General features: G+C 43.2%; 15 protein-coding genes. 13 read left to right on the top strand and 2 right to left on the bottom strand.

Translation table 11 applies throughout. The features are described from left to right. Positions 1-346 precede the first annotated feature (346 nt). The 5 genes from NST58_RS18870 to NST58_RS18850 all read left to right on the top strand — a co-directional run bounded on the left by NST58_RS18870 (position 347) and on the right by NST58_RS18850 (position 10,248). Complete coding sequence (locus NST58_RS18870) at positions 347-3,457, top strand: ATP-binding protein (protein WP_339243797.1); 3,111 nt, start codon at positions 347-349, stop codon at positions 3,455-3,457. A gap of 3 nt (positions 3,458-3,460) precedes the next feature. Further along, positions 3,461-4,552: a response regulator gene (locus NST58_RS18865; RefSeq protein ID WP_339243795.1), complete on the top strand. Its 1,092-nt coding sequence runs from the start codon at positions 3,461-3,463 to the stop codon at positions 4,550-4,552. Between the two features lie 133 nt (positions 4,553-4,685). Continuing rightward, positions 4,686-9,080, top strand: a complete 4,395-nt coding sequence (locus NST58_RS18860; RefSeq protein WP_339243794.1) for an Ig-like domain-containing protein — start codon at positions 4,686-4,688, stop codon at positions 9,078-9,080. 399 nt (positions 9,081-9,479) lie between these two features. Next, positions 9,480-9,854, top strand: coding sequence for a DUF4180 domain-containing protein (locus tag NST58_RS18855; RefSeq protein WP_076128242.1), 375 nt, complete (start codon positions 9,480-9,482; stop codon positions 9,852-9,854). Positions 9,855-9,873: 19 nt separating this feature from the next. Beyond that, positions 9,874-10,248, top strand: coding sequence for a DUF1801 domain-containing protein (locus tag NST58_RS18850; RefSeq protein WP_076304056.1), 375 nt, complete (start codon positions 9,874-9,876; stop codon positions 10,246-10,248). A gap of 127 nt (positions 10,249-10,375) precedes the next feature. On the opposite strand, the gene NST58_RS18845 is transcribed toward NST58_RS18850, so the two are convergent. Further along, positions 10,376-11,308, bottom strand: a complete 933-nt coding sequence (locus NST58_RS18845; protein WP_254848923.1) for a helix-turn-helix domain-containing protein — start codon at positions 11,306-11,308, stop codon at positions 10,376-10,378. Positions 11,309-11,451: 143 nt separating this feature from the next. On the opposite strand from NST58_RS18845, the gene NST58_RS18840 reads away from it, so the two are divergent. Then, positions 11,452-14,205 (top strand): sugar-binding domain-containing protein, encoded by a 2,754-nt coding sequence (locus NST58_RS18840; RefSeq protein WP_339243792.1) that lies wholly within the window; start codon positions 11,452-11,454, stop codon positions 14,203-14,205. Between the two features lie 76 nt (positions 14,206-14,281). Here NST58_RS18840 and NST58_RS18835 read toward each other — a convergent pair whose 3' ends face one another. After that, positions 14,282-15,976, bottom strand: a complete 1,695-nt coding sequence (locus NST58_RS18835; protein ID WP_076184489.1) for a M3 family oligoendopeptidase — start codon at positions 15,974-15,976, stop codon at positions 14,282-14,284. Between the two features lie 383 nt (positions 15,977-16,359). Here NST58_RS18835 and NST58_RS18830 point away from each other — a divergent pair, with 383 nt between their 5' ends. The 7 genes from NST58_RS18830 to NST58_RS18800 all read left to right on the top strand — a co-directional run bounded on the left by NST58_RS18830 (position 16,360) and on the right by NST58_RS18800 (position 24,441). Then, the gene (locus NST58_RS18830; protein ID WP_076194647.1) at positions 16,360-17,544 is read left to right on the top strand and encodes a GntR family transcriptional regulator; all 1,185 of its coding nucleotides are present in this window, start codon (positions 16,360-16,362) and stop codon (positions 17,542-17,544) included. A gap of 246 nt (positions 17,545-17,790) precedes the next feature. Then, positions 17,791-19,056: a glycoside hydrolase family 125 protein gene (locus NST58_RS18825; RefSeq protein WP_076194650.1), complete on the top strand. Its 1,266-nt coding sequence runs from the start codon at positions 17,791-17,793 to the stop codon at positions 19,054-19,056. Between the two features lie 44 nt (positions 19,057-19,100). Then, positions 19,101-20,405 (top strand): ABC transporter substrate-binding protein, encoded by a 1,305-nt coding sequence (locus NST58_RS18820; protein WP_076184486.1) that lies wholly within the window; start codon positions 19,101-19,103, stop codon positions 20,403-20,405. 64 nt (positions 20,406-20,469) lie between these two features. After that, positions 20,470-21,357, top strand: coding sequence for a sugar ABC transporter permease (locus NST58_RS18815; RefSeq protein ID WP_036688088.1), 888 nt, complete (start codon positions 20,470-20,472; stop codon positions 21,355-21,357). A 33-nt stretch (positions 21,358-21,390) separates the two neighbouring features. After that, positions 21,391-22,278, top strand: a complete 888-nt coding sequence (locus tag NST58_RS18810) for a carbohydrate ABC transporter permease (RefSeq protein WP_076142466.1) — start codon at positions 21,391-21,393, stop codon at positions 22,276-22,278. Positions 22,279-22,311: 33 nt separating this feature from the next. Next, complete coding sequence (locus NST58_RS18805; RefSeq protein ID WP_339243789.1) at positions 22,312-23,367, top strand: glycoside hydrolase family 76 protein; 1,056 nt, start codon at positions 22,312-22,314, stop codon at positions 23,365-23,367. 12 nt (positions 23,368-23,379) lie between these two features. Next, complete coding sequence (locus NST58_RS18800; protein ID WP_339243788.1) at positions 23,380-24,441, top strand: glycoside hydrolase family 76 protein; 1,062 nt, start codon at positions 23,380-23,382, stop codon at positions 24,439-24,441. Positions 24,442-24,447 lie beyond the last annotated feature (6 nt).

Below are 24,447 nucleotides of genomic sequence, written 5' to 3'. Positions count from 1 at the left end.
AGCCGCAAATCGACTCAAAATGGGGCAGTTATGTGCGAATAGTTGCAACTGAGTCCGATAGCGTGGTAAAACCCTCGTTTTTCAGCAAATAAGGTCTCCTGAGTCCGCATACGCGTAACGTAAGCATTCAGAGCCGCAAGAATTCTCAGACCCTCTTTTCATACAAGTCCCGCTTTTTCCGAAAAAAATCCTAATAAAGGCCTATTACTTTGTCGAATTGTGAAGGAAATTAGAAAATTTTATAGAATTATCTATGTTCATCTAAACTTTTTACTCTACATCACGTGTTGCAGGATGGCCCTGGTGATTGCTGCAGCTTTACTCTTCCATAAAAGGGGCCGATACGATGCTCAAAAGGACATTACTTATCTATCTGATTGGTTTAATTTTATTATCTGCGATTCCTCTATCCATTCTTATGGGTCACGATAAACAAGGAAGTCACCTGCAAGTGCAGCATGGAGTCATGGATCTCGCGGCTTGGGATTATGAACAGGATAAGATTATCAAGTTAGACGGTGAATGGGAGTTTTATTGGAACCAGCTATTAACTTCTGAGCATTTTAGGGCGGGTAGCGCAGATATACCTGATTCTACAGCTTGGATGGAGGTGCCCTCCCGGTGGAACGGCAACATCGTTAATGGAAGCCCTTTACCCGCCTTCGGTTCCGCCACCTATCGGATGGTTCTAAAAAACCTGCCTGTAAGCGGGGTATTCGCCTTGAAAAAAACTAATATCCGCTTTTCAAGCAGGATTTTTGTTAATGGACAGTCAGTTATTGAGGATGGTAATCCTGCTGCTAATGAAGCTGATTATCGGTCAGGGAATATCCCGCTGATAGGGCTTTTTTCGTCTGATAAGGGAGATGTAGAAATCATAATTCAAGTCTCCAACTTCGATTATGTGAATGGGGGCATTCCGGTTTCTTTATCCTTTGGTGAGGAAGCAGCAATGATGGAGGTTCAGCAGAAGAGTACGGCCCGTGAATTTAGCACCGTTGCTATTTTAGGCACACTTGCCCTTATCTTTTTTATCTGCTTTGGGGCAGCGTCCTTATACCGTAAGCAGGATTACTCTTTACTTGTGTTTTCAACTATTTGTTTGCTGTTTGCGATATATCATGGGTTGATCGGCGAGCGTTCACTCTTACTCTTTTTCCCTAAACTTTCGTTCATAGTGCTCTACAAAGTAAAGGATATAAGCTCCATCTCCTGCTTTATTGTGCTCGCAATATTTTTTTACCAAATGCACAAAAGCATAATATCTTTAAAATTTACTCAAGCCATAACGATTGTTTTAGGCAGCTTTATAATTCTGGTCGCCATCCTGCCGATTCGTTCTTACACGGTCATTTATCCGTATGTGATTATTTTATATGAGCTGATGTTAATTTGGATGTTATGCAGAGTGGCTACCCTATATATCAGAAGCGCAGAAGTAAATAGAATCAAATTGCTGCTGATGTTTATGGCGATTCTAGCTATTAATTTATATTCCATAGACATTATTTTGTTTGCTCTTTCTATAAAAGAGAACCTTTGGCTCGGGCAGTTTTACATTGTGGCTTTTAATATCATCATGATCGTGCTGATTGTTCTACGTTTTTTTGAAGCCTACCATACCATAGACGAGATGAAAAACCAGCTGATCGGGCTGGATAAAATTAAAGATGAATTCCTTTCCAACACCTCACATGAACTAAAAACACCTCTAAATGCCATAGTGAACATTACAGCTACGCTGCTGGATGGGGTTGAGGGTCCAGTTAATGAAAAACAAGCGCAGAATCTAGCGATCGTAATAGGGAGCGGCAGAAGATTAACACATATGGTAAATGAACTACTTGATTATTCCAAAATGAAGTATGGAGACATCACATTATACAAAAGCAACCTGGATTTGAAAGCCGTTGTTGATTCCGTCATGGGTATTCATTCTTTTTTGCTCGGAGAAAAGTCGATCCTGCTCGTTAACAGAGTCGCTTCGAATTTCCCTATGGTGAATGCAGATGGCAATCGTCTGATTCAAATTTTCCACAACTTGGTTGATAATGCGATTAAATTTACGGAACAGGGTGAAATAGAGATTAGTGCCAGAGTTATTCAGGAGTGGGTGGAAGTACGTGTGGCAGACACAGGTTTGGGAATCTCACCGGATATGCAGGAGCGTATTTTCAAAGCTTTTGAGCAGGTGGATGAGGCGGAGATTCATAGTCATGGTGGAACAGGGCTCGGATTAAGTATTACTAAGAAGCTAGTAGAACTGCATGGTGGGAACATAGCTGTGGAATCTACAGTGGAAAAAGGTTCGGTGTTTATTTTTACACTTCCACGGTGGGATAAAGCGGTTAAGCCAATCTCGAGGCCAACCCTTAAGGCGGCACATTCTTATAAAAAATTAAGTTTCTCTCATGGTGATTATCCCCTTTATATCAAAGGCGAGATCGATGAGCCCATTTTAGTAGTGGACGATGATTTTGCCAATCTGCAATCTATGATCAATCTGTTTAAGCTAGAGAAATATTCTATTGTGGTTGTCAATCGCGGGCAGATGGCACTTGAGGAGCTAGCGAAAAACACAGACTTTTTTCTGGTGGTACTGGATATTACCATGCCGGACATTTCGGGTTACGAGGTTCTGCAAAAGATTAGAGAGAGATTTACTCCTTTTGAGCTACCTGTGTTAATGCTGACGGCCAAGAACAGGGTGAGCGATATGAAGATGTCCATGGATAACGGTGCAAATGACTATGTGGGAAAACCTTTTGAAGCTGAAGAGCTAATGGCACGTGTTAAAAGTCTGACTCGATTGAGAGCTTCCGTGAAGACTGCTAAAGACGCCGAAATTGCTTTTTTACGATCCCAGATCAAACCTCATTTCTTATACAATGCTCTGAATTCAATTGCTGAACTATGTGTGGAAGAACCTGAGAAGGCCGAAGAGTTGACACTGCAGCTGTCCCAGTATTTGCGAAGCAGCTTTGATTTCAAACAACTGGATTCACTAACGAGTCTGGAGAATGAGCTTGAGCTGGTAGAGGCTTATATCAATATTGAAAAAGCACGCTTCGGTGCCAGATTAAATGTGGAATATGATGTGAGAGTGAATACGGATTACCGGATTCCTCCGCTGATTCTACAGCCTTTGGTCGAAAATGCAATAAGGCATGGCCTAATGTCCAATTTGCGGGGTGGCACGGTAATTATATCTGTAAAAGAATTAGAGAATTCTGTGATTAGCTTTATTGTGGAGGATGATGGATCTGGAATGAGTGAGCATAAATTGAAAGAAGTAATGCAGTCAGATGTAGATAAAAGAGGGGTGGGGCTGTGGAATATCAGTCAGCGCATCAAGCTATTATATGGAAAAAATATTCATATTCAAAGTGCTGAAGGATTAGGCACAACGGTATCTTTTGAAATTCCAATACAGCAGCTTAAGCGGATGGGAGGTTGAGGCATGCTGCGAGCGATTATTGTAGATGATGAGGAGTTATCGGTAAAACGCCTGAAGCGGATCTTATCGCAGAGCGGAGAGATTGATGTCTATGAGACGTTTTTGAATCCTGCGGAAGCCTATGCTTTTGCGAAGGCCAATCCGATAGATGTAGCTTTTTTGGATATTTCTATGCCTGAGACGAATGGGATGAAGCTTTCTAGCCTTTTGCAAGAATTGGATGAATCGATAGATGTGGTTTTTGTAACCGGATTTGATGAGTATGCGCTGCAGGCTTTTGACCTGAGTGCAGTGGATTATCTTTTGAAGCCTGTAACTGCGGAGCGGTTGTCTAAGACGTTAGAGAAACTCAAAAAAATAAATCGAAATACAACGGCTGAGCCTACGTTAGAAGTTTTTTTATTTAATGGTTTAAAAGTGTACCGCAGAACGCAGAACAGAGAGCTAATCAAGCTGAGAAGTCCAAAAACAGAAGAATTATTTGCTTTTCTGGTTAGTAAAGGGACGGTTAGCCGGGAGGAAATTATCGACACGTTGTGGAGCGGATTGGAGCCTGAAAAAGCATGGAAGAATCTGAACTCGACGCTGTATTATATTCGAAAAGCAATCGGCGCCAATTATATAAAAGCTAGCAGGAATGAAATTCATGTAGTAGAAAGCAGCATTTATTGTGATCTGTATGAATTTGAGCGATTGTTAAAGCAAATCAGGCAAACCTCTGAAAGACATGTTGAATGGATGATTCAAGCAGAAGGTTTATACACAGGAGCATTACTCAAAGGAAAAGCCTATGAATGGGCCAGTAGCAGGACGCGCAGACTCGAGCATGAATATATAGGATTGGTGGAGCTGGCTGCAAGATTTCATTTGGAGCAGAATCAGCAGCAGCAAGCACTGCATTATTTTGGAGAAATAATAAAATTAGATTCCTTGCGAGAGGACATCTATCATGAAATCATCAACTTATTAATTGAATTAGGGCGAATGAATGAAGCACAGCGGAAATTTGGTCAATTGGAAGAGATGCTGCAGCAAGAGCTCGGAACAACACCCGATCCTAAACTTAAAGCGTTAATGAAACAGAAGTTATTGTAATGGAAGGAACCTTCGAAAGGATGGCTATCGAGGGTTCTTTTTTTGTTTATTTTTTGTTTATCTTAATTTTGTATAATACTCTCGATTATTGTCGAATTAAGGACATGATTTATGCTAGAGGGGGAAATAGAGATTGAAGCCATCATTTATGAAAATAGGCATTAGTATTTCGTTATGTACTGGACTTGTGGTGCAGGGAGTGGGTCCTATGCAAACTCCAATCATAAGTGCAAAAGCTAGTTTCGGTTGGCTCGAGAATAGCCCAGCTATAATAACGTCCATCAATGAAGATGACTATTCCAACGCAGGAGTTGAGGTAGCCAGCTTTTTGACAGGAAAAGTATCGGATCCAGCGTCAACAGGGATTGCTGTAGTAGCTTTAGATAATACCAAAGGGGCCTGGCAGTATTACAACACGGTGGGACGAATTTGGTATAATATCGAGCCGGTGTCGAACAGTAATGCTTTTCTGCTGCTGAAATCGGAGAAAATCCGTTTTGTCCCGGCGAAAGACTGGAACGGAACGGCATCCATTAGCTTTAAGCTATGGGATACAACAGCATCCGGTTATCAAAATTATCAAAAAAATGCGAATACCACAGTATCTGCCGCGTTCAGCTCAGATCCGGGTATAGCCGTAATTACTGTAAATCCAGTGAACGATGCACCTTATCTGACAGAACTAAATGGTGGGGACTATCTTAGTTTTGACGGTAACGGGGATTATGTGACCTTCCCGGATCAACGGATTTATGGGAATTCTTTTACAGTTGAAGGATTTTTGAAAGTAGATGCTTTTCAGACATGGATGAGATTTTTTGAATCATCGATCGCAGAGCAGAACCACAATATTTTTGTGGGTTTTAACGGTAAACGGATGAATTTCACTGCCTACACTAATAAGGGAGATATTAATGTCACTGAGGATTTCCCGATTTCTAAATGGGTTCATGTCGCAATTGTTTATGATCACAGTCAGAAAAAGGGACGGATTTATTGGGATGGTGTACTTAAGGCAGAAGGGGCCATGGATTTAAGTACAGTAGGAAACGTTGCACGTCCGAATAACTGGCTTGGAAAAAGCACGTGGAGACAGGACGGAGATTATAACGGTGGAATGAGAGACGTGAGGTTCTGGAGTAAAGCCAAGACCCAAAGTGATATTGTTCGAGAAATGAATGTCGACTTGACAGGCTCGGAGCCTAATTTGGCTTTAAACTATAAATTAGCGAATAGCAATGATGGGAATGTCGCTATTAATACCTCTGGTCTTCCCCTTAAGAACGGCACAATTACTGGGGCAACCTGGAAGCAGGACACAGGTTTTATGGGGAATACTACAACCGATAAAAACAAGTCGGTCTCACGATCCTTTAAGGTCCTCGATGTGGATGGAGATGACCTACAAGTATCAGCTACTTCCTCGAATACGCTCTTAATTCCGAATAATGGACTGAAAATAAGTGGAAGTGGTGAGCAACGAACTTTAGAAATAACACCCGCAGCGAATGCTTTTGGCACCAGTGTGATTTCTGTTAAGGTAAGTGATGGAGCATTAAGCAACACCTACACTTTTAATGTGACCGTGAACAATACGGGGGATGTAATCGTAACCGGAGTGACCCTGGATAAACCAACACTCAGTTTAACGGAAGGAGAAGCAGGAGACACGCTTAGTGCCGTAATAGCACCTATTAATGCCACGAACAAAACAGTAATTTGGAGCTCGAGTGATGAGACAGTTGCGACCGTTGTGAACGGTGTGGTAACTCCGGTTGGTGAGGGGACAGCAGTTATTACGGTAACGACCAAAGATGGAAGTTTTACAGCTACAACCACAGTTAGTGTGAGTGCCCCAATCCCGCCTGTTGTGGATGTAACTGGAGTGAAGCTAGATCAGGAGACACTGAATTTAACAGCTGGTGAAGCTGATGGACTCCTAAAAGCAACAATAGAGCCTGCCAATGCAACGGATAAAGACGTGATCTGGAGCTCGAGCGATGAAACAGTCGCGACCGTTGTGAACGGAGTAGTAACTCCGGTTGGAGAGGGGACAGCAGTTATCACGGTAACGACTACTGATGGAAGTTTTACAGCTTCGTCTGTAGTAAATGTGAGTGCCCCAATCCCGCCCGTTGTGGACGTAACTGGAGTGAAGCTAGATCAGGAGACACTGAATTTAACAGCTGGTGAAGCTGATGGACTCCTCAAAACAACAATAGAGCCTGCCAATGCAACGGATAAAGACGTGATCTGGAGCTCTAGTGATGAGACAGTTGCGACCGTTGTGAACGGTGTGGTAACTCCGGTTGGAGAGGGGACAGCAGTTATTACGGTAACGACCAAAGATGGAAGTTTTACAGCTACAACCACAGTTAGTGTGAGTGCCCCAATCCCGCCCGTTGTGGACGTAACTGGAGTGAAGCTAGATCAGGAGACACTGAATTTAACAGCTGGTGAAGCTGATGGACTCCTCAAAGCAACAATAGAGCCTGCCAATGCAACGGATAAAGACGTGATCTGGAGCTCTAGTGATGAGACAGTCGCGACCGTTGTGAACGGAGTAGTAACTCCGGTTGGTGAGGGGACAGCAGTTATTTCGGTAACGACGAAAGATGGAAGTTTTACAGCTACAACCACAGTTAATGTAGCCGCTCCTAAGCCACCTGACGTTATCGTAACTGGGGTGACTTTAGACCAGACAGAACTTAACTTAACATTGGGTGAAGGCGAGGGAACTCTACAAGCGACAGTAGCACCTGCTAATGCAACAAATAAAGGTATGATCTGGAGCTCGAGCGATGAGACAGTAGCTAAGGTTGTTTATGGAGTAGTAACGCCGATTGGTGAAGGAACAGCCATCATAACGGTAACGACGAAAGATGGTAGTTATACGGCTTCTACAACCGTTACTGTGAAGGCACCTGTTAAACCAGTTACAGCACCTGGAATTCCAACATCCGTAACTGCAACTGCAGAGAATGGTCAAGCAATCATCACCTTTATCCCGCCGGTGAACGATGGAGGCAGCGAAATCACAGGATATATTGTAACTGCTAATCCGGGAGGTTTGACGGTTACAGGAACTGGAAGTCCTCTGACAATCAGTGGTTTGACGAATGGAACAAGCTATACCTTCACGGTACAGGCAATCAATAAAGCTGGCATCAGCGAATTCTCTGCTGAGTCCAATGCAGTTGTTCCTAGCACTCCATCTGGTGGTGATGTTGTTGTTCCGTCGCAACCAACCCCATCACCAACTCCGGCACCTGTGGTAAATGCTGCTTCCATTCTAATCAATGGTAAAGCTGAAACAGTTGGAACCGCAACGAATGGTAAACGGAATGAGCAAACGTTAACCACTATTGTGTTAGATCAGAAGAAGCTAGAGGACAAGCTCGCCACTGAAGGTAAAGGTACAGTAGTTTCTATCGGTGCAAATAGTAAATCTGATGTTATAGTTGGCGAATTAAATGGACAAATGGTTAAAAATATGCAGGGTAATCAAGCGATTCTTGAGATTAAAGCGGGAAATGCGACATTTACACTGCCTGCTCAACAAATTAATATTGACGCTTTGAACGAGCAAATCGGCAAGTCGGTAGCTTTGCAAGATATTAAGATACAGATTGAAATTAGTGCTCCTACAGCCGATAAAGTTAAAGCTTTAGAAGCAGCTGCGCAAAAAGGATCCTTCTCATTAGTTTCCGCGCCAGTTAATTTTACGGCTAGAGGTATCTACGGAGATAAGAGTATTGAACTTTCCCAATTCAATACGTATGTTAAACGTACCATAGCCATTCCTGAAGGGATGGACCCGAACAAGATTACAACGGGAGTGTACGTTGATTCCGAAGGTTCGGTACACCATGTTCCTACTAAAGTGGTTGTAATTGATGGCAAATATTTTGCTACTATCAACAGCTTAAGCGGAGGTACTTACTCCGTAATCTGGCATCCGCTTGAATTTAGTGATGTAGCTAATCACTGGGCAAAAGAGGCAGTGAACGATATGGGCTCCCGATTAGTCATTGAGGGAACAGGTAGTGGTCAATTTACTCCGGATCAAGTCATTACCCGTGCTGAGTTTGCGGCGATTGTTGTGCGCGGTCTGGGACTTGAGATGGAACAAGCTGCAACACCATTCTCAGATGTAAAGACCACGGATTGGTATAACAGTGCGATCAACACGGCATTTACTTATCAATTAATCAATGGTTTTGAAGATGGCATGTTCCGCCCTGATGAACATATTACCCGTGAACAAGCGATGTTAATTATTGCTAAAGCGATGAAAATTACAGCGCTACAGACTAAGCTTTCTGTTCAATCGGCTGACGTTTTGTTAGCTCCATTTACAGATAGTAGTAAGGTTTCTAACTGGGCAATCAGTGGAGTTACTGACACTTTGCAGGCAGGCATTATCAAGGGAAGAAGCAGTAAAGGGCTTGCTCCGAAAGATGATATGACCAGAGCTGAGGTTGCAGAGATCGTGAAGCGGCTACTTGAAAAGTCGGATTTAATCTAATCTACTGAGCTCCAGAATTGTGATCATTAGAGGATTCGTTCAAAGAACATTGAACGAATCCTCTTTTCTTTTTATGGCTTAGCTCGTTTATACGATAATTAATCATTAATGATGTATTTCAGACAGCACAATCAGGCCATGCAGAACGGCTGAAAGAAATCCTGAAAGCTCATCCGCACCTTGCGAGTATGGAGAATAATATATTCGATAGTGATGGTTATACTTCCTTACATTCTGCTGCTTTTCATACGGATAATGTAGAACTAATAGAGTTGTAAATCGAACATGGCGCCGACATTTCTGCTAAAATAAAAAGTGGTGAATCTGCATGGTCGGTTGCGATTAAGCAGAGTAATCAAAATGTTGCAGAAATTCTTTGCGGAAAAGGAGTAGTCTTGAATGAAAATCACAGTGGATGATAAGAATGATTCAACGGTAGCTATAATCTCTGGTGAGGAGATCATAATCAATAATGTAAGGGATGCCTTAGACTTAATGATGAATGTGAAATACCAAGGATGCGATAAAATGCTTCTGAGGAAGGAACAGATTACGGATGATTTTTTCGAGCTAAAGTCTGGAGTTGCTGGTGAGATTGCACAAAAATATACAAACTATCAGATGAGAGTTGCTATCGTAGGAGAATTTACAAGCTATAACAGCAAAAGTCTGAATGATTTTATTTACGAATGCAATCAAGGCGATAAAATGTTGTTCAAAAGTACTGAAGCTGAGGCTTTAGCGGCCCTACATTTATGCAAATCGTGGAGATGATCCAGAGAGGAGTTATATCATGGATGAAAGTAAAATCACATATGAATCGATCGATGCCTATATTTCCGGGTTTTCGCTTGAGGTTCAGGAAATCCTTAATACGTTAAGAAAGGTGATAAAAGAGGCGGCACCGGAAGCAGAGGAAAAAATAAGCTATCAGATGCCTACTTTTGCATTACACGGAAATTTGGTGCATTTCGCTGCTTATCCCAAGCATATTGGATTCTATCCAACTCCAAGTGGAATTAATGCTTTTAAAGATGAATTATCAGGCTATAAAGGTGCTAAAGGTTCCGTTCAATTCCCTATTGATAAGCCTATGCCTTATGAATTAATTAGCAAGATTGTAACCTTCAGAGTCGCTGAGAATCTAAAAAAAGTTGAAGCAAAATAATGTCTCTACTGGTATGAAATAGAGAGGTCCATCTGGTCAGGGCTGGAAGTGTGCATCCATTGTTGATGTTCTTCTTGATGCTGGTGAACATTGGATCCACTTCCGAGGCACTCCTGCCTCTTTTTCCTCATTTCGGACGTCGTACAAACGCCAGTATGATATCCTGGGCATAGTCCCCGAACCCACTTCCGAACAGATTTAGTCCTCGTTTATTGAGTGCATCCTCCCGAATTTCAAAACGTACACGAATAGGTTCATTAAACGCCAGCTTTAAAGAGCTGATTGTAGTGGAAGATGAGAGAGAACCATTACAGCTGCTGCCCGATTCCGAGACACTCCATGTAGTAAGAGCTCCATATTCAGTTCCACTTCTCCAACGTTCAGGGGTCAGTTTCCCTTTGCGGTTCCCGAAATCGGAGGGACAGGTCCAAGTCCCGACTAACTGGTCATTGATGGATAAGCTGATATCACTGGCCCAATCCTCTCGAAATGAAGGGGCTTCTGAGCATACTTCTGCCGAAATGCGGATTTCGTCCAACTCGACGCCTGGAGGCAGGGGGTTGGCAAAATAGTATTCGACATAACCGGCTTCTGCGAACCATAAGAGAGAGGCATCGACTCGTTCAGGCATGTAGAATGCTCTTGGATCATCTTGGGAGCCAATGACACCACCATCTTTTCCGGCCATCCCGCAGGACGGTTGTATGGAGCAGTGGGAGAACATTCCGATGGGCATATGTATTTCCTCAGTTTGATGCAGCCCATCCCCTAGCTTTGAAGGGAGATCGAGTTGAATAGAGCGACAGGTGACCGCACAGATTTTTTCGCGATTTGCTCCTTGTGTAGATGAGATAAGATTAACCTGTTCTAACGTCTGCACATTGATAGATATCGTTGGCTGAGCTACACCTAACGTCTCAGCTAATTGACTGACACTCATAGGCTTCTCTCCAAGGGCTTCAAGAATGCGGACGCGGACGTCACCAGACAGTGCTTTAGCTACATCTAAAATTCGTGACGCGGGATAACGTATCGTTTCTTGTGAAATATCATTCATCATATTTGTTCCTTTTCGTATAGGATGGGTTGAGGTTATTGTACAATGAAGAACGAGTATTGTAAAATCATAATAAACATTGCGAAAAACATATACTGGTGCTAAAATGGGCTCAACTTCTTATTTTGAAAGGCTGTGCTCGCCATATGACAACTTCTATATTAGCTTCTGAGACACTTGCGATTCCTCGTTCTGAACACCCTCATCCAAATTGGCAACGTCATGAATGGATGAATTTGAATGGGCAATGGTCATTTAAGTTTGATCCGAACAATGAAGGTATGAAGGCGTTATGGTACTCCAATCCTGAAATCGCTTACGACTCAATGATCACTGTACCTTTTTCTTGGGTAAGTCCCTTATCCGGAATTGGCTGCGATCAACAAGGAATAGGCTGGTATCGCCGCACCGTGAATGGGCAGGCTGTTGACCAACAAACACGATTGTTTTTACGTTTTGGGGCAGTAGATTATTCATGTGATGTGTGGATAAATGGAGAACATGTAGGTTCACATCAAGGTGGATATGGTTCATTTGAATTTGATATTACACCTTACTGGGCAGCTAATTGTGAGAATAATATTGTCGTAAGAGCTGAGGATTTCGATCATGCTTATCAAGCGCGGGGCAAACAAGGATATGGAGAAATCCGTGGAATTTGGCAGCCTGTATGGCTTGAAGTACGTCCCGAAACTTATATGAAAGATGCAAAGTTTGTGACCCGTATAGATGGACAGGTGAAGGTAACTACAAGAATAATTGCGCATGAAACGGGTTCGGCAGAGTTTACGCTGCAATTCGCTGATCATTCTGTTGTTCATACAGAGAAGCTGCAGCTTATAGCAGGGGTGAACGAATGTAAGCTGTCTATCGATGTTCCCAATCCGCATTTGTGGAGTCCAGAAAATCCTTATTTATATGAAGGTGAATTGCAGCTTAGTGGATCGTTTGGTACAGATACAGTCAGCACTTATTTCGGAATTCGCGAAATTCAGACTGCCCGCTTTGAAGATCGTGATTATCGGTGGATCACCTTAAATGGTAAGCCGATATATTTGAACGGTACTCTTGATCAGTCCTATCACAAGACAGGGTTTTTCACCTATCCAACGGATGAAGACATGCGGGATGAAATTTATCTAATGAAACGTTTAGGGCTAAACATGGTGCGAATTCATATTAAGCCCGAAGAACCCCGTAAGCTGTATTGGGCGGATAAGCTTGGCATTCTTGTTATGGAAGATATGCCTTGTTTCTGGGGTAATCCGGATGACAAGGCCAGAGCCTCCTATGAGAGAGAAGCCCTTGAGGTGATTGAACGAGATTATAATCATCCATCTATTTTTTCGTGGGTTATGTTCAACGAGACCTGGGGTTTGAAGACAGATGCTCAGGAGGCTAGCCTCACAAGTGATATACAGCAGCAGAGTAGTTATCTTAAAGAGACACAGGAATGGGTGCGGGAGAAATATCGCTGGGCGAAGCAGCTTGATCCGACTAGAATTGTTGAGGATAACTCGCCGTGTAATTATGATCATGTGGAATCGGATATTAATACATGGCACTTTTACATTAATGGTTACGAGCAGCTGCAAGCCCACTTAAATGAGGTTATAGATAAAACATTCCCGGGATCGGAGTTTAACTGTATTGGCGGCAACGTACAGTCTGATGCCCCTCTAATGAACAGCGAATGCGGTAACGTGTGGGGGATAGAAGGTGGTGCAGGGGACAGTGATTTGGCATGGCATTACCGCTATATGATGAATGAATTCCGGCGGCATGATAAGCTATGTGGATTCGTATTTACTGAATTCCGTGATGTTACGAATGAGTTCAATGGTTATTACCGGCTAGACGGGAGCGATAAGGATTTTGGATATGGGGATTTTGTTCCCGGGATGACGATTGCGGATCTGCATTCCCCAGATTTTATCGTGATAGATGCTCCTCCATGCCAGACAGTAGAAGCAGGGCAGAGTGTTAAAGTACCTTTGCTAGGTTCGAGCTTCGCGGACAGCTATCACGGTCATAATTTGAAGCTGAAATGGGAACTGTGGTACGACAATTTGGGGACTCGGGTCACTGCGCAAAGTGGACATATGTCTGTGAAATGGGATAACTTTGGAAACACTATACTTCCTTCTTTGAACATTACAATGCCTGGTCAGGAGGCGGCTGCAATACTTGCTGTTTCTCTGATTAATGAGAAGGGTGAAGCGATCACGCGGAATTTCATTACTTTTGATGTAAGAGGCGGTAATAACACTGTATTGTTTAAAGGTGAAGGAGAATTTATTCAAATTCCAGTGGGAGCTTATACCGATCATAACTTTAAGCATCAATGGGATGCTATCCAAGGATCTAAGATCAATGGTGCTGGGCAAGGTCAGTATGTATACGAGGTTACACTGCCAGATGCAGCAGATAAATCAATGATTGGTGAGATCGAAATCATCTTCGAAGCAAGTGCTAAACGATTGCTGGCGCGGCATGTTGAAGGTACGAAGCTTAATGATATGGGCCTTGATCTTATGCATGGGGCAGATGCGAGGGTGGAATATAATCCGAATACGTATTATATGACGGATGAAGAGCGTCATCCTTCCCGAGTGAACGTTCTGGTGGATGGGCAGCGGATTGGTTCTTTCTATTTACCGGATGATCCGGCTGATAGCAGAGGGATTTTGTCTTGGCATTATCAGCCAATAGCGAATAAGCTGGATGAGGCTGGATCTTATGGCTACCTATGCAAGGCAAGTGTACCGGGGCAGTTAGCAGCGAAGCTGGATCGCAATCGTGTTTTCCGTTTGGAGCTGCAAGCAGAGGACGGCGGGCTAGCTTTGTATGGCCGTAATGCAGGTCGTTATCCACTGGACTTGTTGATTCGTTATCGCTAAATAACCTTAATATGAAAATAAAGCAATCCCAGCTAAGAAGCAGGGATTGCTTTTTTATCGGTATTGCAAGGTATTATTAAAGTTCTTTATCATTAATGCTGTTTAACCAGCTTTCAATCTCCCCAATGACCGAACTAATGCAGCCATCTTCAAAAGGTGAAGTCAGGCCCGCAAGTTCAACCAGCTTGATAAAGGATTTGCTTCCTCCAGCTTGACATAACTCTAAATAATCACTCCAAGCGGATTTAAAATCTTCATTTGAACGTTTCCAGAACTGGAAGGCACATAGCTGTGCTAGTGTATAGTCAATGTAATAGAACGGGGAGGCGAAGATATGGCCTTGCTTATGCCAAAATCCACCCTGTTCCAGATAAGCATTACCTTCATAATTGCGGTGCGGCAAATATTTTTTCTCGATTTCTCGCCATGCTTGCTTACGTTCAGCAGGGGTTGCTTCAGGATTGCTGTAAACAAAATGCTGGAATTCATCTACAGTAACTCCGTAAGGAATAAACTGAAGGCTATCTGCCAAATGATTGAAACGGTATTTGTCTGCATCCTCTTCAAAGAACAATTCCATCCATGGCCAAGCAAAAAACTCCATGCTCATGGAATGGATCTCACAGGCTTCATAAGTAGGAAAAGCATATTCAGGTACATTAATATTTCGGCTTTCATACACCTGGAAGGCATGCCCCACTTCATGGGTCAAGACATCAATATCCCCTGAGGTTCCATTGAAATTTGAGAAGATAAAAGGTGCTTGGTATTGGCTGAAGTAAGTACAATAGCCACCGCCTTGCTTACCTTTTTTACTTACTAAATCCACTAGATTGTTATCCAACATAAAAGTAAAAAATTCATCAGTTTCCGGAGAGAGCTCTTTGTACATCTTGGATCCGTTAGCTACAATCCAGTCAGGATCTCCTTTAGGAGTGGCATTGCCAGTCTTGAAGCTGAAGTTCTCGTCATAAAACTTCAAGGCATCCAGACCTAGGCGTTCAGTCTGCCGTTTCTTAAGCTGTTGGGAGACGGGTACGATATGCTCCAGAACTTGTTTCCGGAAGTTGGCTACCATGTCGGCGTTATAATCGGTACGCATCATCCGGTCATAACCTAGCTCAACAAAGTTGCTGTAACCAAGCTTTTTAGCAATGCGGTCACGGACTTTAACTAGCTCGTCATAGATTCGATCAAAGTCACTCTCATGTTCAGACATAAAATCATATCTGGCTTGTGAAGCACGTTTGCGCATATCGCGGTCCGTGGACAATTCAAATGGAGTAAGCTGAGTCAGTGTCCGTTCTTCGCCTTCGAATGGAATCTTGGCGGACGCGATAAGCTGAGCGTATTCTGTAGAGAGTTTGTTCTCCAATTGTAAATCTTCGATGATTTCTGGACTAAAAGTACGCAGAGCTACTTCTGCAAGCTGAAGCAGCTGCGTGCCCCATTCTTGTTCGAATTCGGCTCTGTATTTGGAATTGACGAGTGCTTTGTAGTAGTCCGTTATGTATTCCTGAACGATAGGGCCAATCTCGTCCATGAATTCCTGTTCAGCCTTGTAGAATTCATCTGTTGTATTGATCGAATGGCGAACGCTAACCAATGTCTGCAGGGTGTCAAACTCATTGCGAAGCTTGTTAATAGCGGTAACGGAAGCCTTTTGCACTTCTAATGGCTCGGTGTCATTGAGATCTTTAAGCAGGTTGTTAAAATCCTGTTTGAACTTCTCTACATCCGGGCGCTCATAGCGATAATCATTAAATTTCATTAACTATTCAACTTCCTTTCTATACCAGATAGTCTCTATTATATATTCTGAACAGCAATTTACGATAGACCTGTGTTAGCTGTTTTTGAATAAAAAAAGAACAAATGGACAAAAGTGTAAAAACTTGTTAGATGAAATACGGTTTGATATTATCTAAGAATATAGTAGAAATGATATTTATAGCGATTACTTAGCCTTTATTTAACCAGCATTCACTGCATACGGGTTATCTCTGTTTATATACGAAGTTTTGTATTTTTCCACTTTACATCCTTCCTCCCTCTTTTTTTGCTGTAGCCGCACAACTGTCGACAAACTTAATATATCATGATATATTATTATGTATAAGATGAAAAAATTAGAGTCAGGAGATAACGAAAGTCATGAGTGAGACAACATCATCCAAACCGATGTATGAAAAAATATTTGATGAAGTGAAGCAGCTTATCGTTAATAAATCCTACGGACAAGGGGAACGGGTTCCCTCAGAGAAAGAACTGGCTGAAGCCTATAATGTTAGTCGGATTACGAGTAAAAAAGCTCTGGAAATGCTCGCCGCGGAACAATTAATTGTGAGAAAACCGGGGAGAGGTTCATTTGTGGCAGATCCAGCAGTCGATTACATGGAATCAGCGATATCTCCGGGGACGGTCTCCGACGGAACTGTTTTCAATTCCTTTAACCATGAGGAAAAGACGATCGGTCTGGTTATTACCGACTTTGGCAACAGCTATGGCACAGGCTTAATTTATGGCATGGAGCAGGCTTCACGTGACAATGATTGTTTTCTGGTTTTAAGAAGAACGTTTGGGGTGCCGGAGAACGAAGAGAAATCTATTCAGAAGTTGCTCAGCTTAGGTGTAGATGGTCTGATCATTTTTCCGGCTCAAGGTGAATTTTTTAATGCGGAGATTCTAAAATTGGTGATAGGACGGTTCCCGCTAGTTCTGGTAGATCGCCATTTAAAAGGAGTGGCAGCAGCATCGATCAGTACTGATAATATGCAGGCTGCACTCAAAGGTACGGAGTATTTATTTGATCTCGGGCATACTCATATCTCCTTTCTCTCTCCACCTCCAGCGGATACCACAGCTCTTGAAGAGCGGGTAGAGGGATTTATTCAAGCGCATGCGGAACGGGGAATAGCTGTAGACAAGGGATTGTGGGTCAGCGATTTGACCTCAACACTACCGGATTCCTTCAACGATGAGAATATTGAACATGACATTTCACGGTTAATTTCTCATTTGCAAAAGAATCCAACAATAACGGCGCTTTTTGCTGTGGAATATAATATTGCGCTGCTGGCTAGAACAGCGGTCCAACGACTTGGGCTACGGATTCCAGAAGATATTTCGATCATTTGCTTTGATAGTCCGCCAACTCCACTCGGTTCGGGTTATGCATTTACCCATTTACGGCAAAATGAAGAAGAGATGGGGCGGCTCGCAGTAGAAAATGTATTGCGAATTATGAACGGGCAGAGTGTGTCCAATAAGATAATGCTGGAAGCTGAGTTAATTTCTGGTGAATCCACAAGCTCCGCTAAACAATCTATCTCTAAATAGAATTTTGGCTTATTCTCCAAATTAAACATATATTAGTTGTTATAAAAACCTATCTTTTTGGATGGGTTTTTTTATTTGTTTTAGATATGTATTTATCATTATAGATGTATTGATATATCATTATAATAAAATAAACATATTGACATACTAATTACATGACAATATACTAATCAATGAAAGCGCTTCAAATTTAAAAAGAAAAAGGGGGTATTATAACTGAAAGCAACTAGAGAAATACCCGAGTCAATGCATAAACTGGCATCTAGCGTAAAAGCACAGCTGAGTGATCGCCCGAAATTAGCCGAAATGTTCGAGAAATGTATGGCCAACACCTGGAACACAACCTTAAAACGAATGCCAAACGGAAGCACTTTTGTTATTACCGGAGATATTCCAGCGATGTGGCTACGGGATTCCGCCGCACAGGTCAGACCTTTCCTAATCCTTGCCTCCGAAGATGAAGAAATTGCAGACATGATTGAGGGACTTGTACGTAGACAATTTACTTACATCCAGCTTGATCCGTATGCTAACGCATTCAATGAAGAAGAAAGTGGGCATGGCCACCAAGAGGATCTGACGGAGATGAGCCCGGGAGTCTGGGAAAGAAAATATGAAATTGATTCGTTATGTTATCCAATCCAACTGAGTTATCTGCTCTGGAAGAATTCGGGCCGTACTAGTCAGTTTAATGAGTCGTTTGTAACAGGCGTAGAAAGAATCATAACATTATGGACTACCGAACAGAACCATGAGCGCGATTCAAAATATCTTTTTCAACGGATGAACTGTCCGCCCACGGATACGTTAGCTCGAGAAGGCAAAGGGACGTTGACGGCTTATACCGGAATGACTTGGTCTGGATTTCGTCCTAGTGACGATGCCTGTGAATATGGGTATTTGGTTCCGGCCAATATGTTCGCGGTGGTTGTTTTACGATATGTGTGTGAAATTGCCCGTGAGATTTTAGGTGATCAGGAGCTGGAAAAGAAAGCTAGAAAACTATCTGACCAGCTTAATAAGGGAATAAGTGAGTATGGAATTGTAGAACATCCAGAGTTTGGAGCGGTCTATGCTTATGAAGTAGATGGTCTGGGACAGGTGAATTTTATGGATGATGCAAATGTACCTAGTCTACTCTCTATCCCTTATTTGGGTTATGTGACTGCTGATGATCTTATTTATAAAAATACCCGTGAACTTATTTTAAGTAGCACTAATCCTTATTTTTTCGCAGGAAAAGCAGCTGCTGGCATTGGAAGTCCGCATACGCCAAATCGGTATATCTGGCCCATAGCTTTAGCGATGCAGGGAATGACATCTACCCGCTTTGAGGAACAGGAAGCCTTACTTCATCTGCTGGAGAAGACGGATGCAGGAACTGGATTTATGCATGAAGGGTTTCATGTGGATAATCCTGATGAATTTACACGTCCATGGTTCTCTTGGGCAAACATGATGTTCTGTGAGCTTGTACTCATGCGCTGTGGTAAGCAGATTAAGCGCGGATGAGACCAACAAGGTTTGAATAATCGACTCTAAAGGGGATAGAGAACATGAAAAAATGGCTGGTTACCTCAATTGTTTTGGTAATGACTACTGCACTTGCTGCGGGCTGCGGCGGTAATAACGGATCTGCGGACAAAGAGACCGGAAACACAAGCAAAGCTGGGAGCAGTACCGGGAAAAAGACAGAGCTTACCTTCTGGGGAGATTGGGGCGGTGAGGGGCAGAAGCAATTCGAGACCATGGTGGATGCTTTTAATAAATCGCAGGATAAAATTCACGTAAAATATGTGCTGCAACAGGATATGATCACGAAATTCCTAACTTCTGCGACCAATGGCGGCACTCCTGATGTACTGTTTTGGGACCGTTGGAGAACTTCGCTGTATGCCCCGAAAAATGTACTGCATCCGGTGGATGAATACTTAACGCGTGACGGTATTTCCGAAGATGATTTCTACAGTGAATCCCTACGGGAGCTTTCATACGATGACAAATTATATGGGCTGCCGCTTACAGTAGATGCCCGTGCTCTTTTCTATAATAAGAAGCTGCTCGCAGAAGCAGGACTTCAGCCTCCAACAACTTGGGATGAGTTAGAGGCAGCGGCTACGAAGCTAACGAAATGGAATGGAAATAAATTGGAGACTGCAGGTTTTTCTATGGGAGATTTGGGACTTTTTAATATGTATCTCCAACAGGCTGGCGGCACCATGCTTACAGAGGATGGAAAGACCAATTTTAATAATGAGCAGGGCAAGCAGGTGCTTGAGTTCTGGGATCGCCTAATGAACAAGGACAAAGTGTATAAAGTAGGGTTCGAACTTGGACTTGGTGAAGGGCAAGATGCTTTTGTCACAGGTAAAGTGGCTATGCTGTATTCCGGTCCGTGGATGCTCAGCACCTATAACAAATATGGTAAAGACCTGGATTATGGAATCGTTCCTCCTCCGGCCGGACCAAATGGTGATAAAGGTAGTGTCATGGGTGGATTTGGGCTAGTGATTCCAGAAGGCTCCAAACATAAGGAAGAAGCATGGGAGTTCATCAAATGGTGGACAGCGAACAAGGATAACGCGTTGCTCTGGGCAAAGACGAGTCTAAACCTGCCGGGTTATAAGCCATCGATGGAAGATCCATTTTTCAAGGATGATCCAAAGTGGCAGCCGTTTCTGGAAACGTTGGAGTTCGCCAAGGTTCGTCCGAACCATCCTGGATATTCCGTGATGGAGACTGATGCTTTGGCCCCTAATTTGCAGCTTAATCAGCAAAACAAGATGAGCATTGATGAGACCTTGAAGAAATCGCAAGAAGAGGGCGACAAAATGCTGAAGGATAATGAAGTAGTGAAATAATAAGTAAGACATTTGAAGTGAAGGGAGGTTTCGCCTCCCTTTTGCTTAGGAGGGGGTAGCTGAAATGGCTTCCATCAGAAAGCTAGAGAAACATCAGGCGCGGACGGCTTATCTGTTTATTACACCCACGGTATTGCTGTTTACAGTATTCACAGTCATCCCTGTGGTAATGGCGCTATATTTAAGCTTTACCAACTACGATGTACTTAGTAGAAACGATTGGATCGGTTTTGATAACTATCGCCGTTTGATAGAGGACAGTTTGTTATGGAAAACATTCCGAAATGTATTTCTGTATTCCATCATTTTCGTTCCATTTAATATTCTGATTTCGCTTCTCCTCGGGATTCTGCTTAGTCGATCCTGGCGTGGGGTAAAGTTGTTCCGCACATTGAATTATCTGCCTACCCTTACATCCGCCGTTGCTGCTGCTACCGTTTGGATCTGGCTTTTGCATCCTGAATTTGGTTTGGTTAACGGATTGTTGTCTTATGTTGGGATTACGGGTCCAGCTTGGTTATCCGAGACCCGAACGGCGATGTTATCCATTATTATGCTTACCCTCTGGCAATCGGTAGGTTCTAATATGATTATCTACTTGGCAGGTCTGCAGGGCGTGCCCGACTATTTGTATGAATCTGCACGGCTGGACGGTGCTAATAAGCTGGCTTGTTTCCGGTTTATTACTTGGCCGCAGCTGCGACCAACAACCTTTCTTGTCAGTACGATGTCAATCATTGGTGCGTTGCAGTTGTTCGACCAAGCTTTTGTGCTGACGCAGGGTGGTCCGGCGAATATGACAAAGACTCCAGTTTATCTGATCTATCAGCAGGGCTTTAATCAATTGCAAATGGGGTATGCGTCTGCACAAGCATTTGTGCTTGCTGTGGCGATTCTCATTTTCTCACTAATAAACATGCGGATCACAAAGGCGGAGGAGTCCATTGTATAAGCCGGGCTTGCCATGCAGAAGGGAGATAGAGGTATGGATACTAGCGGAAGTTCGTTATTAAAAAGAAGCTTAAGCAAATCTATCTATTATATAGTGTGCATAGTTATTGCTATCGTAATGTTTCTACCTTTTTATTGGAGTGTTCTTACATCCTTGAAGCCTGACGAAGAGATCTTCGCCATGCCCATCCGGTGGTTTCCTTCACATTTGACCTTAGAACACTATCGTAAGGCATTTACTACGGTTCCGTTTGCGCTCTATTTCTGGAATTCGCTTGTACTTGCAGTAGCGGGTGTATTGGCGAATCTGTTCTTTGGTTCTATCAGTGGTTATGCATTCGCAAAATTGAATTTTAAGCTCAATAAGCCGATATTCCGCGTGCTGCTTGCGGCGATGATGATACCAGGCATTGTGACGATGATCCCCACGGTTTATGTCATGCGCCATATTCCTCTTTTTGGAGGAAATGATATTTTTGGTAGCGGGGGTAACGGGCTGATGAACTCATTCTGGGGGATTATTCTTCCGGGCGCTTCTGGAACCTTTGCTGTGTTCTTCATGCGGCAATTCTTTCTCACCTTGCCTAGTGACATGATGGAAATGGCCCGGATCGAAGGCTGTGGAGAGTTTAAAATATTTTGGCGGATATATTTGCCGTTGACTAAACCTGCGCTGGCTACTTTAAGTATCTTTACCTTCCAAGCGGGCTGGAACAGTTTCTTGTGGCCAATGATTGTGCTGAATGATCCTGACAAAGCAACGATTCAGATGGGACTTCAAGCTTTTTCTTATAATTTTCAAACAGACTACGGTCCAATGATGGCTGGAGCGCTAGTAGCAATCTTGCCGATATTGGTGTTGTTTTTAGCTCTTCAGCGTTATTTTGTACAGGGGATAGCCTTCAGTGGTATTAAGGGTTAATGCAATAAAAATCGAACCAGGGAGAGAGTCTATATGAATCAATTGGAGATAGGGATTTGGGAGGAACGGGCGAATCAAGCACAAGCTGCATTGGATTCATTCTTCTGGAATGAAGCGATCAAAATGTACAATATAGAAACACCTTGTCCAAATGGAGAATGCAACACGATTTTTCATTATTGGTGGATGGCCCATGCTGTGGATGTATTGGTAGATGGACTACAGCGGACTGGAGAGAACTGGTATGCCAAAAGGCTTTCCGCACTTCATGAAGGTCTGTTACAACGAAATGGTGGTATGTGGCCAAATGAGTTGTATGATGATATGGAATGGATGGCTCTCGCGTGGCTTCGTGCTTATCAAGCAACAGGAGTGGAAGGTTATAAAGATACAGCCCTTCTTTTATGGAACGACATTCAGACAGGTTGGAACGAGCATATGGGCGGTGGAATTGCTTGGCAGAAATCACAGTTGGATTATAAAAATACACCAGCCAACGCACCGGCAGCTATACTTGCGGCACGCTTGTATCAAGCTTTTGGTGAAGCTGGCAATCTTGAATGGGCGTTAAAAATATACAGATGGCAAAAAGAGCATCTAGTAGATCCGGCAACGGGTTTTGTATGGGATGGCATGAATCGCACTGGCGATGGAAAGATCGATAAAGATTGGAAATACTCCTACAACCAAGGTGTTTTCATTGGCGCAGCAGTTGAACTGTACCGTATCACTAAAGAGCAGGAATATTTAGAGGATGCTCGTCTAACCTTTGCCGCCGCAGCCCATGAACTTGCTGACTCTGAGGGAGGTGTGCTGCCAGATGAAGGAAATGGTGATGCGGGACTGTTTAAAGGAATCCTGATTCGCTATACAGCTGAATGGGTCAAAGCTGATTCCGCAGCAGTTAAAGCTGGAGCTTTCCTGCGAGCGAATGCAGAATGTCTCTGGGAACAAGGAAAGTCAGAGGATAAAGTGTTGTTTGGCACAGATTGGACTTCGTCCTCTGCTGGTGTAATTCAGCTCAGCTCCCAGCTTAGTGCGATTAAGCTGCTGGAGAAGATGGCTGAATTAACTAAGGAACAGGGTTGAGGTGAGTTCTTAATGACACAAGCAAAGGAAGCCATAGAAGCAGTCAGTTGGCAGGAAAAGTCCGAGTGGTTCCAACAATGTCTACTACGTAATTATTATAATGCTGAGACGGGGATCATGAACCAATGGTATCCCAGAGCGTACAACGTTGCGGGGGAAAACTTTTATTATTGGTGGCAGGCTCATGTCATTGATATTTTAGTAGATGGTTATGAGCGTAGTGGAGATCCTGTGTATTCCTTGAGATTTAAGGAGATAAGTCAGAGTCTGCAAGCTTATAACGGGGGGAATTTCAGGCATAATTACTATGATGATATGGAATGGACAGCATTGGCGTTGCTGCGTGCTTATCGGGTAACAGGACATGAAGCCTATTTAAATGCTGTGCTTGATCTATGGGAGGATATTAAGACGGCTTGGAATGAACAGTTGGGTGGAGGTCTGGCGTGGAAGAAGGATCAGCTAGATTATAAAAACACACCTGCCAATGCACCTGCCGTCATCCTTGCAGCCCGGTTATATGAACTTTTTCATAAGCAAGAGGATCTGGAGTGGGCGCTCCGTATCTATGAATGGAACAAGATATATTTGATGGATTCTACGACTGGTTTTGTGTGGGATGGGATGAATAGACTCGGGGATGGCCAGATCGATTACGACTGGGAGTTTACTTACTGTCAGGGGGTGTTTCTAGGCGCTGGCCTAGAGCTTTACAAGAATACGGGTGATGTTCATTACTTAGAAGATGCGAATCGAACGGCTAATACATGTATTGATCGGTTATGCGATCCAATTAATCTGATGTTGCCTGATGAAGGCATTGATGATACTGGATTGTTCAAGGGCATTCTGATTCGTTATTTGGTTCAGCTCTGTAAAATATCTCCTGTAAATATCCGTATTCGCGAGGTCATATTGGCCAATGCAATGCAGTTGTGGGAAAAAGGTCTGGATAAACAACTGGGTCTGTGCAGTTCATCGTGGGAAGTGAAACCGGAGCTTCCGGTTCAGCTGAGTATTCAACTCAGCGGCTTGATGCTACTGGAGGGTGCTGCGGCACTGGTGAACGAATAGCCTGAA

This window comes from Paenibacillus sp. FSL R10-2796 (genome assembly GCF_037965315.1).
Classification (GTDB): Bacteria; Bacillota; Bacilli; order Paenibacillales; family Paenibacillaceae; genus Paenibacillus_AQ; species Paenibacillus_AQ odorifer.
This window is presented reverse-complemented; position numbering and strand designations above follow the sequence as displayed.

Excerpts from the sequence above, each read along its gene's own strand:
- NST58_RS18830 (WP_076194647.1), top strand. The coding sequence starts at position 16,360 with ATGAGTGAGACAACATCATCCAAACCGATGTATGAAAAAATATTTGAT.
- NST58_RS18810 (WP_076142466.1), top strand. The coding sequence starts at position 21,391 with ATGGATACTAGCGGAAGTTCGTTATTAAAAAGAAGCTTAAGCAAATCT.
- NST58_RS18840 (WP_339243792.1), top strand. The coding sequence starts at position 11,452 with ATGACAACTTCTATATTAGCTTCTGAGACACTTGCGATTCCTCGTTCT.
- NST58_RS18835 (WP_076184489.1), bottom strand. The coding sequence starts at position 15,976 with ATGAAATTTAATGATTATCGCTATGAGCGCCCGGATGTAGAGAAGTTC.
- NST58_RS18800 (WP_339243788.1), top strand. The coding sequence starts at position 23,380 with ATGACACAAGCAAAGGAAGCCATAGAAGCAGTCAGTTGGCAGGAAAAG.
- NST58_RS18825 (WP_076194650.1), top strand. The coding sequence starts at position 17,791 with ATGCATAAACTGGCATCTAGCGTAAAAGCACAGCTGAGTGATCGCCCG.
- NST58_RS18870 (WP_339243797.1), top strand. The coding sequence starts at position 347 with ATGCTCAAAAGGACATTACTTATCTATCTGATTGGTTTAATTTTATTA.
- NST58_RS18845 (WP_254848923.1), bottom strand. The coding sequence starts at position 11,308 with ATGATGAATGATATTTCACAAGAAACGATACGTTATCCCGCGTCACGA.
- NST58_RS18820 (WP_076184486.1), top strand. The coding sequence starts at position 19,101 with ATGAAAAAATGGCTGGTTACCTCAATTGTTTTGGTAATGACTACTGCA.
- NST58_RS18865 (WP_339243795.1), top strand. The coding sequence starts at position 3,461 with ATGCTGCGAGCGATTATTGTAGATGATGAGGAGTTATCGGTAAAACGC.
- NST58_RS18805 (WP_339243789.1), top strand. The coding sequence starts at position 22,312 with ATGAATCAATTGGAGATAGGGATTTGGGAGGAACGGGCGAATCAAGCA.
- NST58_RS18855 (WP_076128242.1), top strand. The coding sequence starts at position 9,480 with ATGAAAATCACAGTGGATGATAAGAATGATTCAACGGTAGCTATAATC.
- NST58_RS18815 (WP_036688088.1), top strand. The coding sequence starts at position 20,470 with ATGGCTTCCATCAGAAAGCTAGAGAAACATCAGGCGCGGACGGCTTAT.
- NST58_RS18850 (WP_076304056.1), top strand. The coding sequence starts at position 9,874 with ATGGATGAAAGTAAAATCACATATGAATCGATCGATGCCTATATTTCC.